Origin of the sequence: Agromyces sp. H17E-10, from assembly GCF_022919715.1 — a bacterium.
Taxonomy (GTDB): domain Bacteria; phylum Actinomycetota; class Actinomycetes; order Actinomycetales; family Microbacteriaceae; genus Agromyces.
Map to the genome: position 1 here is coordinate 3,502,432 of NZ_CP095042.1, position 16,700 is coordinate 3,519,131.

Below are 16,700 nucleotides of genomic sequence, written 5' to 3' on the forward strand. Positions count from 1 at the left end.
TGGGCGGCGGCACCGAATTCCGGTGTCGCTGCCCACTTTTGCGTGCGCCCTGCCTAGGCTCGAACACGATGATCCGCTTCGACTCCGTCACCAAGTCCTACCCCGGTCAATCGAGGCCCGCCCTGAACGACATCGGGGTCGAGATCCTGCGGGGCGAGTTCGTGTTCCTCGTCGGCGCCTCGGGCTCGGGCAAGTCGAGCTTCCTCCGGTTGATCCTCAAGGAGGAGAAGCCGACGAAGGGCAAGATCCACGTGCTCGGGCAGGACCTGGGCAAGATCTCGACCCGCAAGGTGCCGTACTTCCGTCGCGATCTCGGCGTCGTGTTCCAGGACTTCCGCCTGCTGCCGAACAAGACGGTCTTCGAGAACGTCGCGTTCACGCTGCGGGTCATCGGAAAGTCGCGCGGCTTCGTGCAATCGGCCGTGCCCGAGACGCTCAAGCTCGTCGGGCTCGACGGCAAGGCGAAGCGCATGCCGCACGAGCTCTCGGGCGGCGAGCAGCAGCGCGTCGCGATCGCGCGCGCGATCGTCAACAAGCCGCAGATCCTGCTCGCCGACGAGCCCACGGGCAACCTCGACCCCGTCACGAGCGCGGGCATCATGACGCTCCTCGAACGCATCAACGCGGGTGGCACGACGGTCGTCATGGCCACGCACGAGGCGGGCATCGTGGATCAGATGCGCCGCCGCGTCATCGAGCTGTCGGCGGGCGACATCGTGCGCGACGAGCGCAGCGCCGGCTACGACGGCCAGACGGTGCGCGACGTCGACTACGTGCCCGAGCAGGGCGAGCCGGTTCAGGATGTCGCGACCGACGCCGAGCGCGTGGCCGCCGCGGTTCCGCCCGCGGAGGCAGCCGCAGCCGCCGGCACCGCAACCGCTCCCGCTGCCGCTGCGACCAAGCCCGCGAAGGCGGCGAAGCCCGCCAAGGCGGCGAAGCCGTCGAAGGGCGCGAAGGCCGACCCGGTCGAAGACGCACCTGCGGCGCCCCCGGTCGCTCCCGCGCCCACGATGTCGGCCACCACCGCGGCCGCCCCCAAGGTCACGGCCGAGGTCATGCGCGACGCCGAACCCCTCTACGTCGAGCCCGAGGCGACCGACGAGGTCACCGAGGCCGCCGCCGAGATCACGAAGGCCGCGACCGGCGCCATCGAGGTCGACCCCGAGAAGCTCGTGCCGAAGGAGAAGCCCGACGCCGAGGCTTCCGCCCCCATGACGCTCGCCGAACGGCTCGGGCTCAGGGCACCGGGAGGCCCCCGGGAAGGCGACGCCGACCAGGAAGTGGGGCCCACCAAATGAGGTTCGGTCTCGTCCTGCGCGAGGCGGCCAACGGTCTGCGGCGCAACATCACGATGGTCATCTCCGTCGTGCTCGTCACGTTCATCTCCCTCACGTTCGTCGGCACGGCCGCGCTCATGCAGCTGCAGATCGCCCAGATGAAGGGCTTCTGGTACGACCGTGCGCAGGTCGCGGTGTACCTGTGCACGTCGATGTCGACGGCTGCGGGATGCACCGACGGAGAGGCCACCGAGGAGCAGAAGGCCGCCGTCGAGGCGCAGCTGAAGTCCGACACGCTCAAGCCGTTCATCGACGAGTTCTACTTCGAGGACCACGAGCAGGCGTACGAGAACTTCCAGAAGCAGTTCGAGGGCACGCCGTCGGCCGACTACGTGACACCCGACGTGCTGCCCGAGGCGTTCTGGGTCAACCTCATCGACCCGTCGCAGTCCGACGTCATCGTCGAGAGCCTCGCCGGAATGCCGGGGGTCGAGCAGGTGGTCGACCAACGCAAGTACCTCGATCCGATCTTCGACGCGCTCAACGCGGCGAGCTACACGGCGATCGCGATCGCGGCGATCATGCTCGTCGCGGCGGCGCTGCTCATCGCGACGACGATCCGGCTGTCGGCGTTCTCGCGACGGCGCGAGCTCGGCATCATGCGGCTCGTCGGCGCCTCGAACCGGTTCATCCAGACACCGTTCGTGCTCGAGGGCGTGTTCGCGGGACTCGTCGGGTCGTTGCTCGCCGGGGGTGCGGTCGTCGCGATCGTCATCTTCTTCGTGCAGGGGTACCTCGCGAAGAACCTGTCGCTCACGTTCGTCGACACGAGCGACGCGCTGCTCGTCGTACCCCTGCTCGTGGTGGTCGGCGTGCTGCTCGCGGCGGTCTCGGCGGGCATCGCGATCAGGCGCTACCTGCGGGTCTGAGCGTCGCGCGCGCAACGCATCGGTCGGGTGGCCTGCCCGTCGTGATCGGATAGACTGAACGGCTCGCCCGGCGTCGCCGGGCGGCATCCGTCATCGTCAGCTCGATTCGCAAGGAGATCGCCGTGCCCAGGGAACGCGGACAGAAGGTCGTCGCGACCAACCGCAAGGCGCGGCACGAATACCTCATCGAGGACACGTACGAGGCCGGCCTCGTGCTGCAGGGCACCGAAGTGAAGTCGCTGCGCGAGGGGCGTGCGTCGCTCGTCGACGGCTACGCGTTCATCGACGGCGGCGAGATGTGGCTCGACGCGGTGCACATCCCCGAGTACACCGAGGGCACGTGGAACAACCACGCACCCCGGCGCAAGCGCAAGCTGCTGCTGCACAAGCAGGAGATCGTGAAGATCAGCCACCGCATCAAGGACGGCGGGTACACCCTCATCCCGCTGTCGATCTACTTCAGCGACGGCCGGGCGAAGGTCGAGCTCGCGATCGCCCGAGGCAAGCGCGAGTACGACAAGCGCCAGGCGCTGCGCGAGCGGCAGGACAAGCGCGAGGCCGACCGCGCGATGTCGAGCCGGCGGCACCTGGGGGAGTGAGGCTGGGCGCCCGCTGAGCGGGCGGCTCGGTCGTGCGGAGTAGGCTCGTCGCGATGAAGACGTCGATGCGCATCCCCGTTCCCGGCACGTACAACTTCCGCGACGTCGGCGGCCTGCCGGCACGCACGGGGGTCGTGCGCGGGGGCGTGCTCTACCGCTCCGACGGGCTGTTCCGGCTCGGTGACGACGGCAGGGCCGAGCTGCGCGACCTCGGCGTCGGCATCGTCATCGACCTGCGCGACGACAACGAGGCGCGCTCGATGCCCGACGACCTCGACGGGCTCGACGTCGAGGTGCTGCGCCTGCCCGTTTTCGAGGGGTCGGGCGCGTCGCAGGGCATGGCCGGCATCTCGCTCGAGGCGCTCTACGACCGCATCGTGACCCAGCATGCGAGCGTCGTGGTGTCGGCGCTCCGCGAGATCGCGAGCGCCGGCGATCGCTCGGTGATCGTGCACTGCACGGCCGGCAAGGATCGCACCGGCGTCGTGGTGGCGCTCGCGCTCCTCGCGGTCGGCGTCGATCGCGAAGCCGTCGTCGACGACTACGCGCAGACCGAGTCGAACCTCGCCGGGGAGTGGCTCGAAGGCATGGTCGCCGTCGTCTCGAAGTACGGCGTGCCCGACACCCCCGAACTGCGCACGCTCATGGGCGGCAGCCCGCGTGAGGCGATCGAAGGCGTGCTCGACACCATCGAGCGGGCGCACGGATCGGTGCGCGAGTACCTGCTCGCGTCGGGACTCCACCTCGGCGACCTCGCGGCGCTCGAACGGCTGCTCATCGTCGCCGACTGAGCGGCTCGCTCAGGCCGATTCGGCGTGGAACCTCGCGTCGACGGACGCCTCGACCACGAGCTCGGCGGGCGCGAACTCCGTGCCCGCGCCGTCGGCGCCGCCGCCATCGAACGAGGCCATGGCGAGCTTCATGCCGACGCGCGGTGCCGGCGGTGCCGGCTGCGCCGTGAGCAGCCCCGTGTCGGCGAGCTCGACGGGCGTCGGCGTGCCGAGCCCGAGCGCCGAGGCGTAGACGCGGGCCTTCGCGACCGCATCGGCGACGGCGGCCCGCTGCGCCAGCTCCTGCACCCGACGGCGCGTCGGTTCGGTGAGGCGCCAGTCGACGCCGTTGAGGTCGACGCCCTCCGCGTCGGCCACGCGGCTGACCCACTCGCCGAGCCGGTCGAGGTCGGTGAACACGATCTCGATCTCCGAACTCGTCTGGTGCACGAGCGGCAGCTGCCTGCCCTCGTTGTTCCACGGTCGATGCGACCAGATCCGCAACTGCCCCGCCGCCCAGCTGTCGAGTGCACCGGCCGCGTCGAGGTCGCGGATCTCGGCGATGACCCGCTCGCGCAGCTGCGCCGTGCGCGCGAGCGCCGTGTCGCGTTCGGGCTCGGAGACGCCCACCGTCAGGGTCACGGCGGCGAGCTCGGGGTCGGTGCGTTCCTCGGCGTTGCCGCGAACGGCGATGACAGTGGCCATGGGTCCTCCACGAGGCATCCGCTCATGATCGAAGCCCGGACGGGAATGGCGGAGCGGCGGCGCCTGTTCTAGACTGTAAGGCCGCGCACCGTCACAGGGGCGCGACTCTTGGAAACTCCACAGCGTACGACAACGGCACATCGAATTCGTTCGATGTCACATGGGGATGATCGGTTTCGACATCGCCTGTGTGCCCACGAGAAGCGGGCCGAGGATGCAGGGTTATCTCGTGAACGCTCCCTGCGAACAAATAACTGCCAATAAGACGCAGTCTGACTTCGCCCTCGCTGCCTAAGCGAGCTCGATAGTCCGTCAGTCCGGGTTCGTTCCCGCCCCGGTGCCTGACGTCATCTAGGGAACTTGCTGCGCGTCGTCGCCTGAGCGACGTGCGGGACTTCTTCAGGCTGGGCCCGTCGACTCAGGTGCCTGTGGCAAGAGTCGGGGCCGAGCAGAACGCCTTCACAGGCTGCGCCCGGAGAAGACGTGGAATCTCAGCGATGGACGGGGGTTCAATTCCCCCCATCTCCACCACCAGGCCGTTGTCGTACGCTGCGGAACATCGAACGCCCGGTGACTCGTCGGAGTCACCGGGCGTTTCGGTGTTCGGGGGATGGATTCGTCCGGAGCGGCCGCGGTCAGTCGGTGAACGCGCCCCCGCAGTAATCGCAGTCGGGCTCGGGGCAGAACCAGGCTTCGGGCTGGTGCTCGTCCATCATCGGATCCTTCGTCGGGGCTGCGCGCGTGGGGGATGCGTCGCGTGGACACGATCCTGCCAGTCAGCGAACGGTGCGCAACATGGCCGCCCCGGTGAAGTTCTCGGAGCCGATTGTCCATGATGTCCATCTGGCGCCCATGCCGCTGCGGGCATATCGGCCGGTCGACCGGGATGCGACGATGCGAGTCGGTCGTGCTGATTAGCATGATCACCATGCCGTACCTCGCCGACCTCGCCCGCTACGACCGCATGCCCCACCGCCGCTCGGGCCGATCGGGATTGCAGCTGCCGCTGCTCTCGCTCGGGCTCTGGCAGAACTTCGGCGACGACCGGCCGCTCGAGGCGCAGCGCGCGATCGTGCGCCGCGCCTTCGATCTCGGCATCACCCACTTCGACCTCGCGAACAACTACGGCCCGCCCTACGGTGCCGCCGAGGAGAACTTCGGGCGCATCCTCGCGAGCGACTTCGCACCCTATCGCGACGAGATCGTCGTCTCGACGAAGGCCGGCTGGGACATGTGGCCCGGTCCGCACGGGGTCGGCGGCAGCCGCAAGTACCTCGTCGCGAGCCTCGACCGCTCGCTCGCGGCCCTCGGCCTCGACTACGTCGACGTCTTCTACCACCACCGGCCCGACCCCGGCACGCCGCTCGAGGAGACGGCGGCGGCGCTCGACCAGGTAGTCCGCCAGGGCAAGGCGCTCTACGTCGGCATCTCGTCGTACTCGGCCGAACAGAGCCGCGAGATGGCTCGCCTGCTCGCCGAGCGTGGCACGCCGCTCACCATCCACCAGCCGTCGTACTCGATGCTCAACCGCTGGATCGAGACCGAGGGCCTCCTCGATGCCGCCGCCGAGGAGGGCTTCGGCGTCATCGGGTTCACGGCGCTCGCGCAGGGTCTCCTGACCGGCAAGTACCTCGGCGGCATTCCCGAGGGCTCGCGCGCGGCGGGCGACGGCTCCCTCGACCGCTCGATGCTCTCCGACGAGACGCTCGAGCGCATCCGCGGGCTCGACGCCGTCGCGCGTGGTCGCGGCCAGTCGCTCGCGCAGCTCGCACTCGCCTGGGCGCTCCGCGACGAGCGGGTGACGAGCCTCGTGGTCGGAGCGTCGAGCGTGCGACAGCTCGAGGAGAACGTCGCAGCGGTCGACCGGCTCGACTTCTCGACAGACGAGCTCGCCGAGATCGACCGGTTCGCGGGCGACGCGGGCATCGACCTGTGGGCCGACGCGCGGGGTGGCGGGCCGCTGCCCGAGCTGCGTCCCTGACGTCGGCCGCGCGGGGCGGGTGGCGTCGACCGTCGGGCCGCATCACCCCCGCGCGGCGGCAGTGCGCAGGAGCTCGACGGCGCGCTGCACGGCGGGGTTGGTGCGCATCGAGCGCTTCACGCGCAGCATGATGCGGCGCCGGGCCGCCTCGTCGGAGATCGGGCGCATCACGACCGTCGACGGCAGGTCGATCGCCCCGAGGCGCGGCAGCACCGTGACCCCGACCCCGTGCTCGACGTAGTCGAACGCACTCGCGTAGTCGGGCGCCTGCAGCCGGAACTGCGGAACGAACCCGACCGCCGCGCACGCGGCGAGCACGATCTCACGACAGGGTCCGTGCTCGTCGTCGTTGTCGATCCACGGCTCCGACTCGAGGTCGGCGAGGGCGACCTCCGCGCGCGAGGCGAGCGGATGCGTCGACGGGAGCACGACGACGTAACCCTCGGTGCGCAGCTCTTCGAGGTCGTAGCCGTCGGGGGACCCCTCGGCGACCGCCGGGTCGCGGTCGCCGCGCACCGACTCCGCGATGTAGAGCTCGAGATCGGGATCGCCCGCATGCTGCCCGCGCCGCTCGACCATCGTGAGCTCGAGCCGCAGGTCGGGGTGCCGTCGTGCGAGATCGGCGATGACGGGCGGCATCCACGCCCGGTTCGCCGACATGAAGCTGCCGATGTGCAGGGTGCCGCTGCGACCGGCGCGGAGATCGTCGATCGCGCCGTCGAAGTCGGCCAGATGGTCGAGCACGCGTCGCGCCCGCTCGGCCACCGCGATGCCCGCTGAGGTCGGCACGATGCCGCGCCCGCGCCGTTCGACGAGCGTGAGGCCGGTCTCGCGTTGCAGGGCGCTGACGTGCTGGCTCACTGCCGAGGATGTGTAGCCGAGACGCATCGCCGCCTGGTTGATGGAGCCGGTGGCGACGACCGTGCGGAAGACCTGCAGTCGGTGGGGATCGACCATGGCGCAATCGTACAGCGACGCTTAAGAGAAGCCAAGAATCATTCGCTTGTGCTCAGTGGTTTCGTCATCGAGGCTTGACTGGTGCCGACCACCGACCTCACCCAGCCGACCAACGCGCCCACGCCGTCGACGCCCACGCCGCCGACGCCGACGACCGCAGCACCGACGAACCGGTGGAAGGTGCTCGCGGCCATGCTCGTCGTGCTCGTCCTCTGGGCCTCGGCGTTCATCGCGATCCGCTTCGTCGGCGACGATCTCTCGCCCGGGCCGCTTGCGCTCGGCCGGCAGGTCGTCGGCACCGCGGCGCTCGTCGTGGTCGCGCTGATCCGTCGCCCGCCACTGCCGCGCGGGCGCACGCTCGCGCTCGTCGCTCTGTACGGGGTGCTCTGGTTCGCGGGCTACACGCTCGTGCTCAACCTCGCCGAACGGCACCTCGACGCGGGCACCGCGGCCATGCTCGTGAACGTCGCCCCGCTGATCGTTGCCGTGGCTGCCGGCGCCTTCCTCAAGGAGGGGTTCCCCCGGTCGCTCGTCGTCGGCATGCTCGTCGCGTTCGCGGGCGTCGTGCTCATCGCGACGGGGGGCGTCGGCAACCACGCCGACGTGCTCGGCATCGTGCTCGGGCTGCTCGCCGCGCTGCTCTACGCGCTCGGCGTGCTCGTGCAGAAGGTGGCGCTGCGCGACGCCGATGCGCTGAGCGCCACGTGGCTCGGCTGCGCCGTCGGTGCCGCGGCGCTGCTGCCGTTCGCGCCCCAAGCGGTGGGCGAACTCGGTTCGGCGCCCGCGCCCGCGGTCTGGGCGATGGTCTACCTCGGCATCTTCCCGTCGGCGGTGGCGTTCCTGCTCTGGGCGTATGTGCTGAAGCGCAGCCCGGCCGGCGTCACCGCGTCGGCGACCCTCGCGGTGCCGGCGATCGTCGTGATCCTCGGCTGGGTGCTGCTCGGGGAGCTTCCGACGACCCTCGGCATGGTCGGCGGCGCCCTGTGCCTCATCGGCGTCGCCTGGAGCCGCAGGCCGGCACGGCCGCGTCGCGGTTGAACGTCACGGATGCCTCGTGGCCGGCGTCGTCGGCCACGAGGCATCCGTCATCGACTCAACGGAGCGCCGGCAGCACCTCGGTGCCGATGAGCTCGAGGTGGTCGAGGTCGCGCACGTCGACGAGCTGCAGGTACACGCGATCGGCGCCGAGCTCGCGCAGGCGCCCGATCTTCTCGATCGCCGCGGCCGGCGTACCGGCGATGTTGACCTCGGCGAACTCGTCGGGGTCCTCGTCGATCGCCGCCAGGCGTCGCAGGTAGTCGGCGTCGTTCTCGGCGACGACCGTCGGCAGGGCGACCGAGGTGCGCATGGTGGCCGGGTCGCGATCGATGTCCTCGCAGGCGCGACGTACGCGCTCGAAGGCGGCGGCGATCTCGTCCTCCGAGCGGAAGCCGAGGTTGAACTCGGTCGCGAAGCGGGCCGCGATCTGCGGGGTGCGGCTGGGGCCGGCGCCGCCGATGATGACCGGCACGCGCGACTGCACGGGCTTCGGCAGTGCGGGGGCGCCCGCGAGCGTGTAGTGCTCGCCCGTGTAGTCGAACGTCGAGCCGGCCGGGGCCGACCAGAGACCCGTGACGACCTCCAGCTGCTCCTCGAGCAGGCCGAAGCGCTTCGGCGGGAACGGGATGCCGTAGGCCGTGTGCTCCTCGGCGAACCAGCCCGTGCCGAGTCGGATGCGCTCGGTCTCGCGGGCGAGGCCCGCGAGCGTCACCCAGGAGTCGGTGGGGCCCGGCTGCGGATCGCCGTCGCCCATGCGCAGGAAGTGGTCGGACCGGAACCAGCCGTCGAACCCGAGCCGCTCGGCGGCGCGCGCCTGGGCGAGCTGCTCGTCATAGCTCGCGCCCTGCTGGGGCTCGGTGAAGACGACGAACTCCATGGCGGTCACGCCTGCTCGCGCAGCGCGTCGAGCACGACGTCGTGCAGCCGACCGTTGGTCGCGAGTGCCGAGCCGTGCCACGGCCCCGGTTCGCCCGTGATCGACGTGAACCGGCCGCCCGCCTCTTCGACGATCGGCACGAGCGCCGCGAGGTCGTAGGGCTTGACGTCGAACTCGCCCGTGACGTCGATGAGTCCCTCCGCGAGCAGCATGTACGACCACAGGTCGCCGTAGGCGCGGTCGCGCCACACGCGCTCGGCGAGGGCCAGCAGGCGGTCGAGGTAGCCGGCGTCGCGCCACTGCGCGATGCTCTGGAAGCTGAGCGACGCGTCGGCGAGGTCGGCGACGGCCGACACGGCGATGCGGCGCGGTGCCTGCCCCGGGGCATCCGTGGTGAATGCGCCCGCACCGCGCGAGCCCCACCAGCGGCGCCCCATCGCGGGAGAGGAGGCGACGCCGACGACCGGGACGCCGTCGATCGCGAGCGAGATGAGCGCGCCCCACACGGGCACGCCGCGCATGAAGTTGGAGGTGCCGTCGATCGGGTCGATGATCCACTGCCGGGCCGTGTCGCCCGAGGTGCCGAACTCCTCGCCGAGGATGCCGTCGGCCGGGCGCGCCTCGGCGAGCCGCTCGCGGATCGCGCGCTCGACGGCGAGGTCGGCCTCGGTCACGAACGTGCGGTCGGGCTTCGTCGACACGTCGAGGTCGACGGCGCGGAACTTCGCGATCGCCACCGCGTCGGCGAGGTCGGCCAGTTCGAGGGCGAGCGCGAGGTCGGCGGCGAGATCTGGAGTGGTGGAGTCGACGGGTTCGGTCACGTCGATCAGGCTATCGGGCGAGGGTGAACACGCCGTGTCGTGCTCGATTGGCGCCGCGGCGATCGACCTGATAACGTTGACGCTCGGTTCGGTTGTTGAAAAACAGACCGAAATCGTACGCACCTCTAGCTCAATCGGCAGAGCAACTGACTCTTAATCAGTGGGTTCAGGGTTCAAGTCCCTGGGGGTGCACCACTGAAAGCCCCGGCGCTCGCGCCGGGGCTTTCGTCGTCTCCGGGCTGAAATCTCCGCGGTCGCGCCGGGCGACTCACGGCATCATGCCGCCCTTCATCTGCCGCATCGACTTCTCGCGCTCGACGTCGGCCGAGTTCGCGACACTCGAGCCGTCGTAACCGAGTCGCGGCGAGCCCATGCGACCGGCGCGCCGCCGCCGCGTGTACAGCCATTGGCCCACTGCCCATACGGCGATCAGAACAGCGATCGCCAGCCAACCGGTCCAGTCCATCTCGCACCTCCGAGTTGCGCTCACTGTACGCGGTGCGCGGAGGTTCGCGACAGCGAGTCTGCCGGCGATCCGCGACGGCGTCGCGTCAGTCGTCGAACCCCCGCGCGATGAGCGCCTCGCCGAGGTGGTCGGCGGTCTGCAGGGCACGCACGATCACGGGCACGGCGAGCGCGACGACCGAGCCTTCGGCGCCGCGCGCCTTGCGGGCTTCGACGACCTCGCGCACGATCTCGGCGAGCAACGGCACGCAGCGGATCGCGAGGGCGAGCGCGAGCCCGACACGGTCGGCGTCGACCCAGCGGCGCAGCGGGCGCAGCAGCAGTTGCATCGCGTCGAGGGTTGCCGTGACCGGGGTCGTGAGCGTGTAGAGGGCGGCGAGCGCGACGGCGATGAGCAGCCTGATCGCCATCGTCGCCGCGGCCTCCCACCCGGAGAAGATCCACTGCACGGGGACGACGAACGCGAGCACCCAGAGGATCGGCGCGATCTGGCGCCACACGGCGCCGAACGGCAGCCGCGCGAGGGGGAAGAGCAGCGCTGTGACCCCGGCGGCGATGCCGAGCACGACCAGCGAGCTCTGCACCGCCACGACCGTGACGAACACCGCGAGCAGCCCCAGCTTCAGGAGCGCCGGCGCGCGGTGCACGAGGGAGGTTCCCGGGTGATAGACGCCGATCATCGCAGCATGCCGTTCATCAGAGTCGCGCCCGTCATCCGATGAGCGCCCGGTAGGCGTCGAGCGCGGTTGTTGGCTCGTCGTCGGCGACGATTCGGCCGGCCTCGACGACGATGACGCGGTCGAAGTCCTCGACGAGGTCGAGTTGGTGGGTCACGACGACGAGCTGCTGGTCGAGCGCGGCGAAGTGGTCGGCCACCATGCGGGCGTTGCGCGCGTCGAGGAGCGTCGTAGGTTCATCGGCGACGACGATCGACGGCTCGGCGACGAGCACCGACGCGAGGGCGAGCAGCTGCTTCTGCCCGCCGGAGAGGCGGTGCGCCGGTCGGTCGGCGAGCGGGCTGAGCCCGAAGCGGTCGAGCACCGCGTCGACGCGGGCCTCGGCTTCGTCGCGGGGCAGCTTGTGCCGTCGCAGCGTGAACGCGACGTCCTCGCGCACCGTCGGCATCACGATCTGGTTGTCGGCGTTCGTGAAGACGAAGCCGACCTTGCGGCGGACGTCACGGCCCCGGCGGGCGACGTCGAGCCCGTCGACGGACACGCGGCCGCGCTTGGGCACGATGAGCCCGTTCACCATGCGGGCGAGCGTCGACTTGCCCGAGCCGTTCGCGCCGACGATGCCGATGCGCCGCTCGCCGAGCACGAGCGAGACGTCGTCGACGACGGTCTCGCCGTCGAAGTCGTGGCCGACGCGGTCGAAGACGATCTCGCTCATGCGACCCGCTCCACGATCATCGCGATGCCCTGGCCGCCGCCGATCGAGCAGGCGGCGAGGGCGGGCCGGTCGTCGTCGGAAGCTGCGAGCCGCGCCGCGAGCCGCACGAGCAGCACGGCGCCCGAGGCGCCCCAGGGGTGGCCGAGCGCGATCGCCCCGCCGTCGGCGTTCACGATCGCCTCGTCGAGCCCGAGCTCGTCGACGACGGCGATCACCTGCGCGGCGAACGCCTCGGTGATCTCCACGGCCCCGAGATCGCGGGCGGTGAGGCCTGCACGTTCGAGCGCGCGGGCGGCCGCCGGCGCCGCGCCGATGCCCGGAAGGGCCGGATCACCGGCGGCGACCGCGGACGCGCGCACGCGGAGGCCGGGCAGCCCGAGCTCGCGGGCGACCTCGGGCAGCGTGACCGCCATGGCGGCGGCGCCGTCGGAGAATCCGCACGAGTTGCCGGCGGTGACGGTGCCGCGCGGTGTCGCGGCGCCCTCGCCGGCGAGGTCGTCGATCGCGAAGGCGGGTGCGAACCGAGCCAGCACCTCGGCGCTCATCGCGCGCGGCCGGTCGTCGCTGTCGACGGCGTCGACGGCGACGAGTTCGGCGTCGAAGGCGCCCGCCGACCGGGCGCGCAGCGCTGCGGCGTGCGAGCGCAGCGCCCACGCGTCCTGCCTCGCCCGTGAGATGTCGCGGACCCGGGCGAGGTGCTCGGCGGCGGGGCCCATGTCGGGGTCGGCGAAGCCGACGGGCGCGAAGGGTGCGCGGGCGTAACGCGCACCCGTGTCGGGCCACACCCGGTGCGGTGCGGTCGACGCCGACTCGGCGCCTCCCGCGAGCACGAGGCGCGCATCGCCCGAGCTGACACGCGCAGCCGCCTGCATGACGGCATCGAGACCCGATCCGCACTGCCGGTCGACCGTCACGCCCGGCACCGACGTGCCGAGCCCGGCGCGCAGCGCCGCCACACGGGCGAGGTCGCCCCCGGGGCCCATGCAGTTGCCGAGCACGACGTCGTCGACGGGCAGTCCGGATGACGCGACCGAGCCCGCGACGGCCGCGAGCACGGGCGCGGCGAGCGCGTCGACCGAGTGCCGGGCGAAGCCCCGCCCGGCCGTGCCGATGGGGGTGCGCCGGGCGGCGACGATCACGGGGGCAGTCGACGTCATGCTTGCTCGCTCTCGGTGTGGTGTCCGGCCGCGAACTCGGCGGCCGCATCTTCGTCGGCCACGTGCTCGGCGGCCACGTGCTCGGCGGCCGCATCGTCGGCTGCCGTGCGCGCCTGCGCCTCGCCGAAGTCCCCGGCGACGACGGCGGCGCGCACCCGGCCGCGCGCCACCTTGCCGGAGGCCGTGCGCGGAAGCGGCCGGAAGATCCACCGGCGCGGAAGCTCGGCTGCGTCGAGATGCCGCCGTGCGGCCGCGGCGAGGGCGGTCGCGGTCGCCGCGGCATCGACCGGTGCCGTGGCGTCACTCGTCGCATCGCCCGGTGCACCGCCCGCCGACTCGGGCCGCTCGAGCTCGACGACCGCCACGACGCGCTCGCCGAGCAGCGCGTGCGGTTCGCCGACGACGGCGGCCGATGCGACGCCCGGCAGCGTCTCGAGCACGCGTTCGACGCGCTCGGCGATCACGGTCGCACCCGCGGTCGTGATCGCCGAATCCCCCCGGCCGAGCACCGTGAACGCTCCGTCGTGCGTCGGCTCGACGAGGTCGCCGACCGTGGCGAACCCGGCGGCGTCGCGCCGGAGCATCCCGCCGCCGGTCGTGCCGAGTGCGAGGTAGGGCGACCGCGCCCAGAGCTCCAGCCCGGCGGCGACGGGGCGCAGGTCGAGCTCGACGCCCGGGAACGCGGTGAGCCCGTCGGGTCCGCCGGCGGCGACGAACGAGAGTTCAGCGGCCCCGTAGTACTCCACGAGCCGCAGTCGGCGGCCGGCGCGCTCGCGCAGCGAATCGTCGAGCACGGCACCGGCGACGACGACGGTGCGAGCGGTCAGCGGTCCGTCGAGCAGGCGCGCGAGCCGGGTCGGCGTGGCGTGCACGACCGTCGCGTCCGCGACCCGGTCGCCGACCGAGGCACCGGCCCACAGTGCGTGCAGCGCCGCGTAGAGATGCATGGAGACGTGCAGGGGGCCGGTGACCGCGACCCGGTCGGCTGCCTCGAGCCCGACGATCTGGGCGAGCGGAGCCGCCGACGCGAGCCATGAATGCTCGGTGCGCGCGACCGCGCGCGGGGTCGAGCGCGGGCCCGACGAGCCCGAGGTGAGCAGCACCAGTTCGGCACCGGCCGGCAGGTCGCGTGCGATGTTGCTGGCGTCGTCGTCGTCACCGCCGACGAGCACGGGCCGGCCCCGTTCGAGCGCGGCGAGCACGGTCGTGATGAGGGCTGCGGGCGGCATGCCGGCGGGGCATCCGATCGGGCCGTCGCCCGGCAGATCGACCGCGGCGACCGCGTCGGCCAACTCGCCCATGCGCACGACGTCGCCGTCGAACGCGAGGGCGACGGCCTCGTGCGGTCCCCGCAGCCACCCGCTCACGCGGCGTCGACCTCCCGGCCGCGCGCCGCGTCGACGGCCGCCGCGCGGCGGGCCCACGGCCACGGCTTGGGCTCGATGAGGCCCGGCCAGGCGCGGTGCACGCCCTTCGCGACGAGCACGGTGATGACGACCTTGATCGCATCGCCCGGCAGGAACAGCAGGGCGCCCGCGGCGGCCACGCCGATCGGGGTGCCCGTGATGACGGCCAGCACGGGAACGCCGACGGCGTAGATCGCGACGATGCCGCCGAGGGCGGTCCAGAGCAGCGCCGGCAGGAGGCGGTAGCGGGGGAGCAGGCGGGCGGTCGCCCAGCCGATGACGACGACGCCGACGAGCCAACCGAGCAGGTAGCCGACCGACGGCCCCACGAAGACGCCGAGTCCGCCTCGACCACCCGAGAGCAGCGGCAGCCCGGCCGCGACGAGCGCGATGAGCAGCAGCACCGAGAGGAAGCCCTTGCGCACGCCGAGGATGGCGCCCGCGAGCATGACGCCGAGCGTCTGGAACGTGATCGGCACGGCCGTGCTGCCGAGATAGATCGCCCCGGGCAGTCCGAGCGCCGCGATGAGGCCCGTGAAGACGGCGATCTGGGCGAGGTCGCGGGCGGTGTGGCGACGCTGCGGTGCGGCGGCCGCGACCGCCTCGTCTGCGGCGGGCGGGGTGCTGCTCGGTGCGGTGCTCATCGGGTTCCCCTTACTCAAGGCGTGCGGGCGGAGTGCCCGTGAATCACGCTATGAGCGCGGGGGAGTGCCGCGTCGCCCCAGCCGTACAAGAATCGGGGGTCGATTTTGGAACGGCGCCAGGCTCGGGTTTCGAGACGCTCGCTGCGCTCGCTCCTCGACCCGCCAGGCCGGCGTCAGGCGGCGCGCGCCTCGAGCTCGGTGAGCGGTCCGATGGGGCGCACCTCCGCTTCGACCGCGGATGCCTCGGCGCCGGCCTCGACCGCACCGTCGGTCTCGACGGGGTCGGCCCAGACGATGAGCGGCGCGGGCTCCCAGCCGAGCACCATCGACTCCTCGCCGGCGGGCACGACGACGGCGACCGAGTCGCGCTCGTCGAGGATCGCGCGGGTGAGCTCGGCGGCGATCTGGTGGGTGAGCATCGCGTGGAAGATGCGGTCGGTGTCACCGTCGCTGCGACGAACGAGCGACCATCCGCCGCCGGGGCCGATGAACTCCGAGAGACGTGCGTTCAGCAGTTCGAAGATGTGCTCGCCGCGCAGGTCGGCGGCGGCGTCCGCGGTGGGGCGCGGTGCGGGAGCGGCAGCATGTGCAGAGGCCTGGGCGGCAAGCCGAGCGCGTCGCCAGCGGCGGAACATCGGTGGCCCCTCTCGTCGTGGTGCAGCAGGTCGCGTAGGGCGGAGCCTGCGATATTCGGGTCGTTCGCTCCAGTCTCACGGCACGACCGAGCGGATTCCGAACTGACACGCCGGAGTGCCCAGGGTAGGGCCGCGGATTCGCCTATTCGCCGAGCTCGGGGCGCTTCGTCTCTTCGGCGACGGTGCCGATCGCGATCGCGAGGCTCGCGGCCCACGACACCCAGAGCAGCAGCAGCCGCCAGTCGCGCGGGCCCGACGTGGTGGCCTTGATCACGCTGATGCCGCTCACGGCTGCGGAGATCACGGCACCGCTGAAGAGGTACTTGCGCATGCCGCCACGCTACCGCGCACGCGCGGTCCGCTGGGAGTCATCCGTGAATCTGACCGATCGTGCAGGATCTGACCGATCGGTCAATTACCGTCGAGACATGCCCTCCGATGCGACCCTACCGACGCGCGCCCGCGCCTCCGACGAGCTGCTGCACGCCGCGCTCGAGCAGTTCGCGACCGTCGGGTTCACCGGCACGTCGCTGCAGCAGATCGCCGACCACGCCGGCTACTCGAAGTCGAGCGTGCTCTACCACTACGCCTCGAAGGAGGCGCTGCTCGAGGCCGGCATCACGCCCGCGATCGAACGGCTCGAGGTGCTCGTCGCCGAGTTCGCCGAGGGGCGCCGCTCCGACGCCGCGCGCGGCGCGTTCATCGGACGCTTCGTCGACCTGCTGCTCGGTGAGCGCCTCGCCGTGCACCTCTTCGTGAGCCAGGGCTACTCGCTCGGGGACATCCCGATCGTCGAACGCGGCAACGCCGCGATCCGCGTGCTCGCCGACGCGATCTGCACGGGCGCCTCGCTCGCCGAGCAGATGCGCTTCGGCGTCGCGCTCGCGGGCGCGACCTATGCGCTCGTCGCCGGGGCGACGTTCTTCGACGACGACGAGATGAGCGCCCTGATGAACACCCACTCCGACGACGAGGTGCGCGAAGCGCTCGTCGAGGTCCTCACCGAACTGCTGATCCCGGCCGACGGCCGGCCGACCCGATAAGGCC

At 71.7% G+C, this 16,700-nt stretch carries 19 protein-coding genes, 1 tRNA gene and 1 other RNA gene; 9 read left to right on the forward strand and 12 right to left on the reverse strand.

The window, feature by feature from the left end:
- The first annotated feature begins 68 nt into the window (after positions 1-68).
- The 4 genes from ftsE (at position 69) to MUN74_RS15890 (ending at position 3,596) form a co-directional block, all read left to right on the forward strand.
- Positions 69-1,298 (forward strand): cell division ATP-binding protein FtsE, encoded by a 1,230-nt coding sequence (gene ftsE / locus MUN74_RS15875; protein WP_244853499.1) that lies wholly within the window; start codon positions 69-71, stop codon positions 1,296-1,298.
- Positions 1,295-2,206, forward strand: coding sequence for a permease-like cell division protein FtsX (gene ftsX / locus MUN74_RS15880; protein ID WP_244853500.1), 912 nt, complete (start codon positions 1,295-1,297; stop codon positions 2,204-2,206). Before ftsE ends, ftsX begins: the two co-directional genes overlap by 4 nt.
- A 122-nt stretch (positions 2,207-2,328) precedes the next feature.
- On the forward strand, positions 2,329-2,805 hold the full coding sequence (gene smpB / locus MUN74_RS15885) for an SsrA-binding protein SmpB (protein ID WP_244853501.1): 477 nt from the start codon (positions 2,329-2,331) through the stop codon (positions 2,803-2,805).
- A gap of 53 nt (positions 2,806-2,858) precedes the next feature.
- Positions 2,859-3,596: a tyrosine-protein phosphatase gene (locus MUN74_RS15890; RefSeq protein ID WP_244853502.1), complete on the forward strand. Its 738-nt coding sequence runs from the start codon at positions 2,859-2,861 to the stop codon at positions 3,594-3,596.
- Between the two features lie 9 nt (positions 3,597-3,605).
- Here the strand turns inward: MUN74_RS15890 and MUN74_RS15895 are convergent, their stop codons facing one another.
- On the reverse strand, positions 3,606-4,280 hold the full coding sequence (locus tag MUN74_RS15895; protein ID WP_244853504.1) for an SIMPL domain-containing protein: 675 nt from the start codon (positions 4,278-4,280) through the stop codon (positions 3,606-3,608).
- A gap of 162 nt (positions 4,281-4,442) precedes the next feature.
- Here MUN74_RS15895 and ssrA point away from each other — a divergent pair.
- Positions 4,443-4,811, forward strand: a transfer-messenger RNA (tmRNA) gene (gene ssrA, locus MUN74_RS15900).
- 397 nt (positions 4,812-5,208) lie between these two features.
- A complete protein-coding gene (gene mgrA / locus MUN74_RS15905; protein WP_244853506.1) occupies positions 5,209-6,261 on the forward strand; it encodes an L-glyceraldehyde 3-phosphate reductase in 1,053 nt (350 codons plus the stop codon).
- A 42-nt stretch (positions 6,262-6,303) separates the two neighbouring features.
- Here the strand turns inward: mgrA and MUN74_RS15910 are convergent, their stop codons facing one another.
- The gene (locus MUN74_RS15910; RefSeq protein WP_244853507.1) at positions 6,304-7,218 is read right to left on the reverse strand and encodes a LysR family transcriptional regulator; all 915 of its coding nucleotides are present in this window, start codon (positions 7,216-7,218) and stop codon (positions 6,304-6,306) included.
- Between the two features lie 81 nt (positions 7,219-7,299).
- On the opposite strand from MUN74_RS15910, the gene MUN74_RS15915 reads away from it, so the two are divergent.
- On the forward strand, positions 7,300-8,256 hold the full coding sequence (locus MUN74_RS15915) for a DMT family transporter (RefSeq protein ID WP_244853509.1): 957 nt from the start codon (positions 7,300-7,302) through the stop codon (positions 8,254-8,256).
- Between the two features lie 55 nt (positions 8,257-8,311).
- On the opposite strand, the gene MUN74_RS15920 is transcribed toward MUN74_RS15915, so the two are convergent.
- A complete protein-coding gene (locus MUN74_RS15920) occupies positions 8,312-9,133 on the reverse strand; it encodes an LLM class flavin-dependent oxidoreductase (protein ID WP_244853511.1) in 822 nt (273 codons plus the stop codon).
- A gap of 5 nt (positions 9,134-9,138) precedes the next feature.
- Positions 9,139-9,954, reverse strand: a complete 816-nt coding sequence (locus MUN74_RS15925) for an inositol monophosphatase family protein (protein ID WP_244853513.1) — start codon at positions 9,952-9,954, stop codon at positions 9,139-9,141.
- 119 nt (positions 9,955-10,073) lie between these two features.
- Between MUN74_RS15925 and MUN74_RS15930 the strand changes: the two genes are divergently transcribed.
- Positions 10,074-10,149: transfer RNA gene (locus MUN74_RS15930), tRNA-Lys, on the forward strand.
- 73 nt (positions 10,150-10,222) lie between these two features.
- Here the strand turns inward: MUN74_RS15930 and MUN74_RS15935 are convergent.
- From MUN74_RS15935 to MUN74_RS15970, 8 genes are all read right to left on the reverse strand, one after another.
- Positions 10,223-10,420 carry a hypothetical protein gene (locus tag MUN74_RS15935; RefSeq protein ID WP_244853514.1) on the reverse strand — a complete coding sequence of 66 codons (198 nt, stop codon included), beginning with the start codon at positions 10,418-10,420 and terminating at the stop codon, positions 10,223-10,225.
- Positions 10,421-10,505: 85 nt separating this feature from the next.
- On the reverse strand, positions 10,506-11,099 hold the full coding sequence (locus MUN74_RS15940; RefSeq protein ID WP_244853516.1) for an energy-coupling factor transporter transmembrane component T family protein: 594 nt from the start codon (positions 11,097-11,099) through the stop codon (positions 10,506-10,508).
- Positions 11,100-11,130: 31 nt separating this feature from the next.
- Positions 11,131-11,811, reverse strand: coding sequence for an energy-coupling factor ABC transporter ATP-binding protein (locus MUN74_RS15945; RefSeq protein WP_244853518.1), 681 nt, complete (start codon positions 11,809-11,811; stop codon positions 11,131-11,133).
- Positions 11,808-12,968, reverse strand: a complete 1,161-nt coding sequence (locus MUN74_RS15950; RefSeq protein ID WP_244853520.1) for a thiolase family protein — start codon at positions 12,966-12,968, stop codon at positions 11,808-11,810. The genes MUN74_RS15945 and MUN74_RS15950 overlap by 4 nt, the downstream gene beginning before the upstream one ends.
- On the reverse strand, positions 12,965-14,335 hold the full coding sequence (locus tag MUN74_RS15955) for an AMP-binding enzyme (protein WP_244853521.1): 1,371 nt from the start codon (positions 14,333-14,335) through the stop codon (positions 12,965-12,967). The genes MUN74_RS15950 and MUN74_RS15955 overlap by 4 nt, the downstream gene beginning before the upstream one ends.
- On the reverse strand, positions 14,332-15,018 hold the full coding sequence (locus MUN74_RS15960) for a biotin transporter BioY (protein ID WP_244853523.1): 687 nt from the start codon (positions 15,016-15,018) through the stop codon (positions 14,332-14,334). Before MUN74_RS15960 ends, MUN74_RS15955 begins: the two co-directional genes overlap by 4 nt.
- Positions 15,019-15,191: 173 nt before the next feature.
- Entirely contained in the window at positions 15,192-15,653 is a 462-nt protein-coding gene (locus tag MUN74_RS15965) for a hypothetical protein (protein WP_244853525.1), read from the reverse strand.
- A gap of 142 nt (positions 15,654-15,795) precedes the next feature.
- Positions 15,796-15,984, reverse strand: a complete 189-nt coding sequence (locus tag MUN74_RS15970) for a hypothetical protein (protein ID WP_244853527.1) — start codon at positions 15,982-15,984, stop codon at positions 15,796-15,798.
- A 97-nt stretch (positions 15,985-16,081) separates the two neighbouring features.
- Between MUN74_RS15970 and MUN74_RS15975 the strand changes: the two genes are divergently transcribed.
- The gene (locus MUN74_RS15975; protein WP_244853529.1) at positions 16,082-16,696 is read left to right on the forward strand and encodes a TetR/AcrR family transcriptional regulator; all 615 of its coding nucleotides are present in this window, start codon (positions 16,082-16,084) and stop codon (positions 16,694-16,696) included.
- Positions 16,697-16,700: the final 4 nt, after the last annotated feature.

What these genes read in the sequence shown, in the direction of transcription:
- MUN74_RS15975 (WP_244853529.1), top strand. Translation starts at nt 16,082, where the DNA reads ATGCCCTCCGATGCGACCCTACCGACGCGCGCCCGCGCCTCCGACGAG.
- MUN74_RS15910 (WP_244853507.1), bottom strand. Translation starts at nt 7,218, where the DNA reads ATGGTCGATCCCCACCGACTGCAGGTCTTCCGCACGGTCGTCGCCACC.
- MUN74_RS15965 (WP_244853525.1), bottom strand. Translation starts at nt 15,653, where the DNA reads ATGTTCCGCCGCTGGCGACGCGCTCGGCTTGCCGCCCAGGCCTCTGCA.
- MUN74_RS15935 (WP_244853514.1), bottom strand. Translation starts at nt 10,420, where the DNA reads ATGGACTGGACCGGTTGGCTGGCGATCGCTGTTCTGATCGCCGTATGG.
- MUN74_RS15960 (WP_244853523.1), bottom strand. Translation starts at nt 15,018, where the DNA reads ATGAGCACCGCACCGAGCAGCACCCCGCCCGCCGCAGACGAGGCGGTC.
- MUN74_RS15950 (WP_244853520.1), bottom strand. Translation starts at nt 12,968, where the DNA reads ATGACGTCGACTGCCCCCGTGATCGTCGCCGCCCGGCGCACCCCCATC.
- ftsE (WP_244853499.1), top strand. Translation starts at nt 69, where the DNA reads ATGATCCGCTTCGACTCCGTCACCAAGTCCTACCCCGGTCAATCGAGG.
- MUN74_RS15895 (WP_244853504.1), bottom strand. Translation starts at nt 4,280, where the DNA reads ATGGCCACTGTCATCGCCGTTCGCGGCAACGCCGAGGAACGCACCGAC.
- MUN74_RS15940 (WP_244853516.1), bottom strand. Translation starts at nt 11,099, where the DNA reads ATGATCGGCGTCTATCACCCGGGAACCTCCCTCGTGCACCGCGCGCCG.
- MUN74_RS15920 (WP_244853511.1), bottom strand. Translation starts at nt 9,133, where the DNA reads ATGGAGTTCGTCGTCTTCACCGAGCCCCAGCAGGGCGCGAGCTATGAC.
- ftsX (WP_244853500.1), top strand. Translation starts at nt 1,295, where the DNA reads ATGAGGTTCGGTCTCGTCCTGCGCGAGGCGGCCAACGGTCTGCGGCGC.
- MUN74_RS15970 (WP_244853527.1), bottom strand. Translation starts at nt 15,984, where the DNA reads ATGCGCAAGTACCTCTTCAGCGGTGCCGTGATCTCCGCAGCCGTGAGC.
- mgrA (WP_244853506.1), top strand. Translation starts at nt 5,209, where the DNA reads ATGCCGTACCTCGCCGACCTCGCCCGCTACGACCGCATGCCCCACCGC.
- MUN74_RS15890 (WP_244853502.1), top strand. Translation starts at nt 2,859, where the DNA reads ATGAAGACGTCGATGCGCATCCCCGTTCCCGGCACGTACAACTTCCGC.
- MUN74_RS15945 (WP_244853518.1), bottom strand. Translation starts at nt 11,811, where the DNA reads ATGAGCGAGATCGTCTTCGACCGCGTCGGCCACGACTTCGACGGCGAG.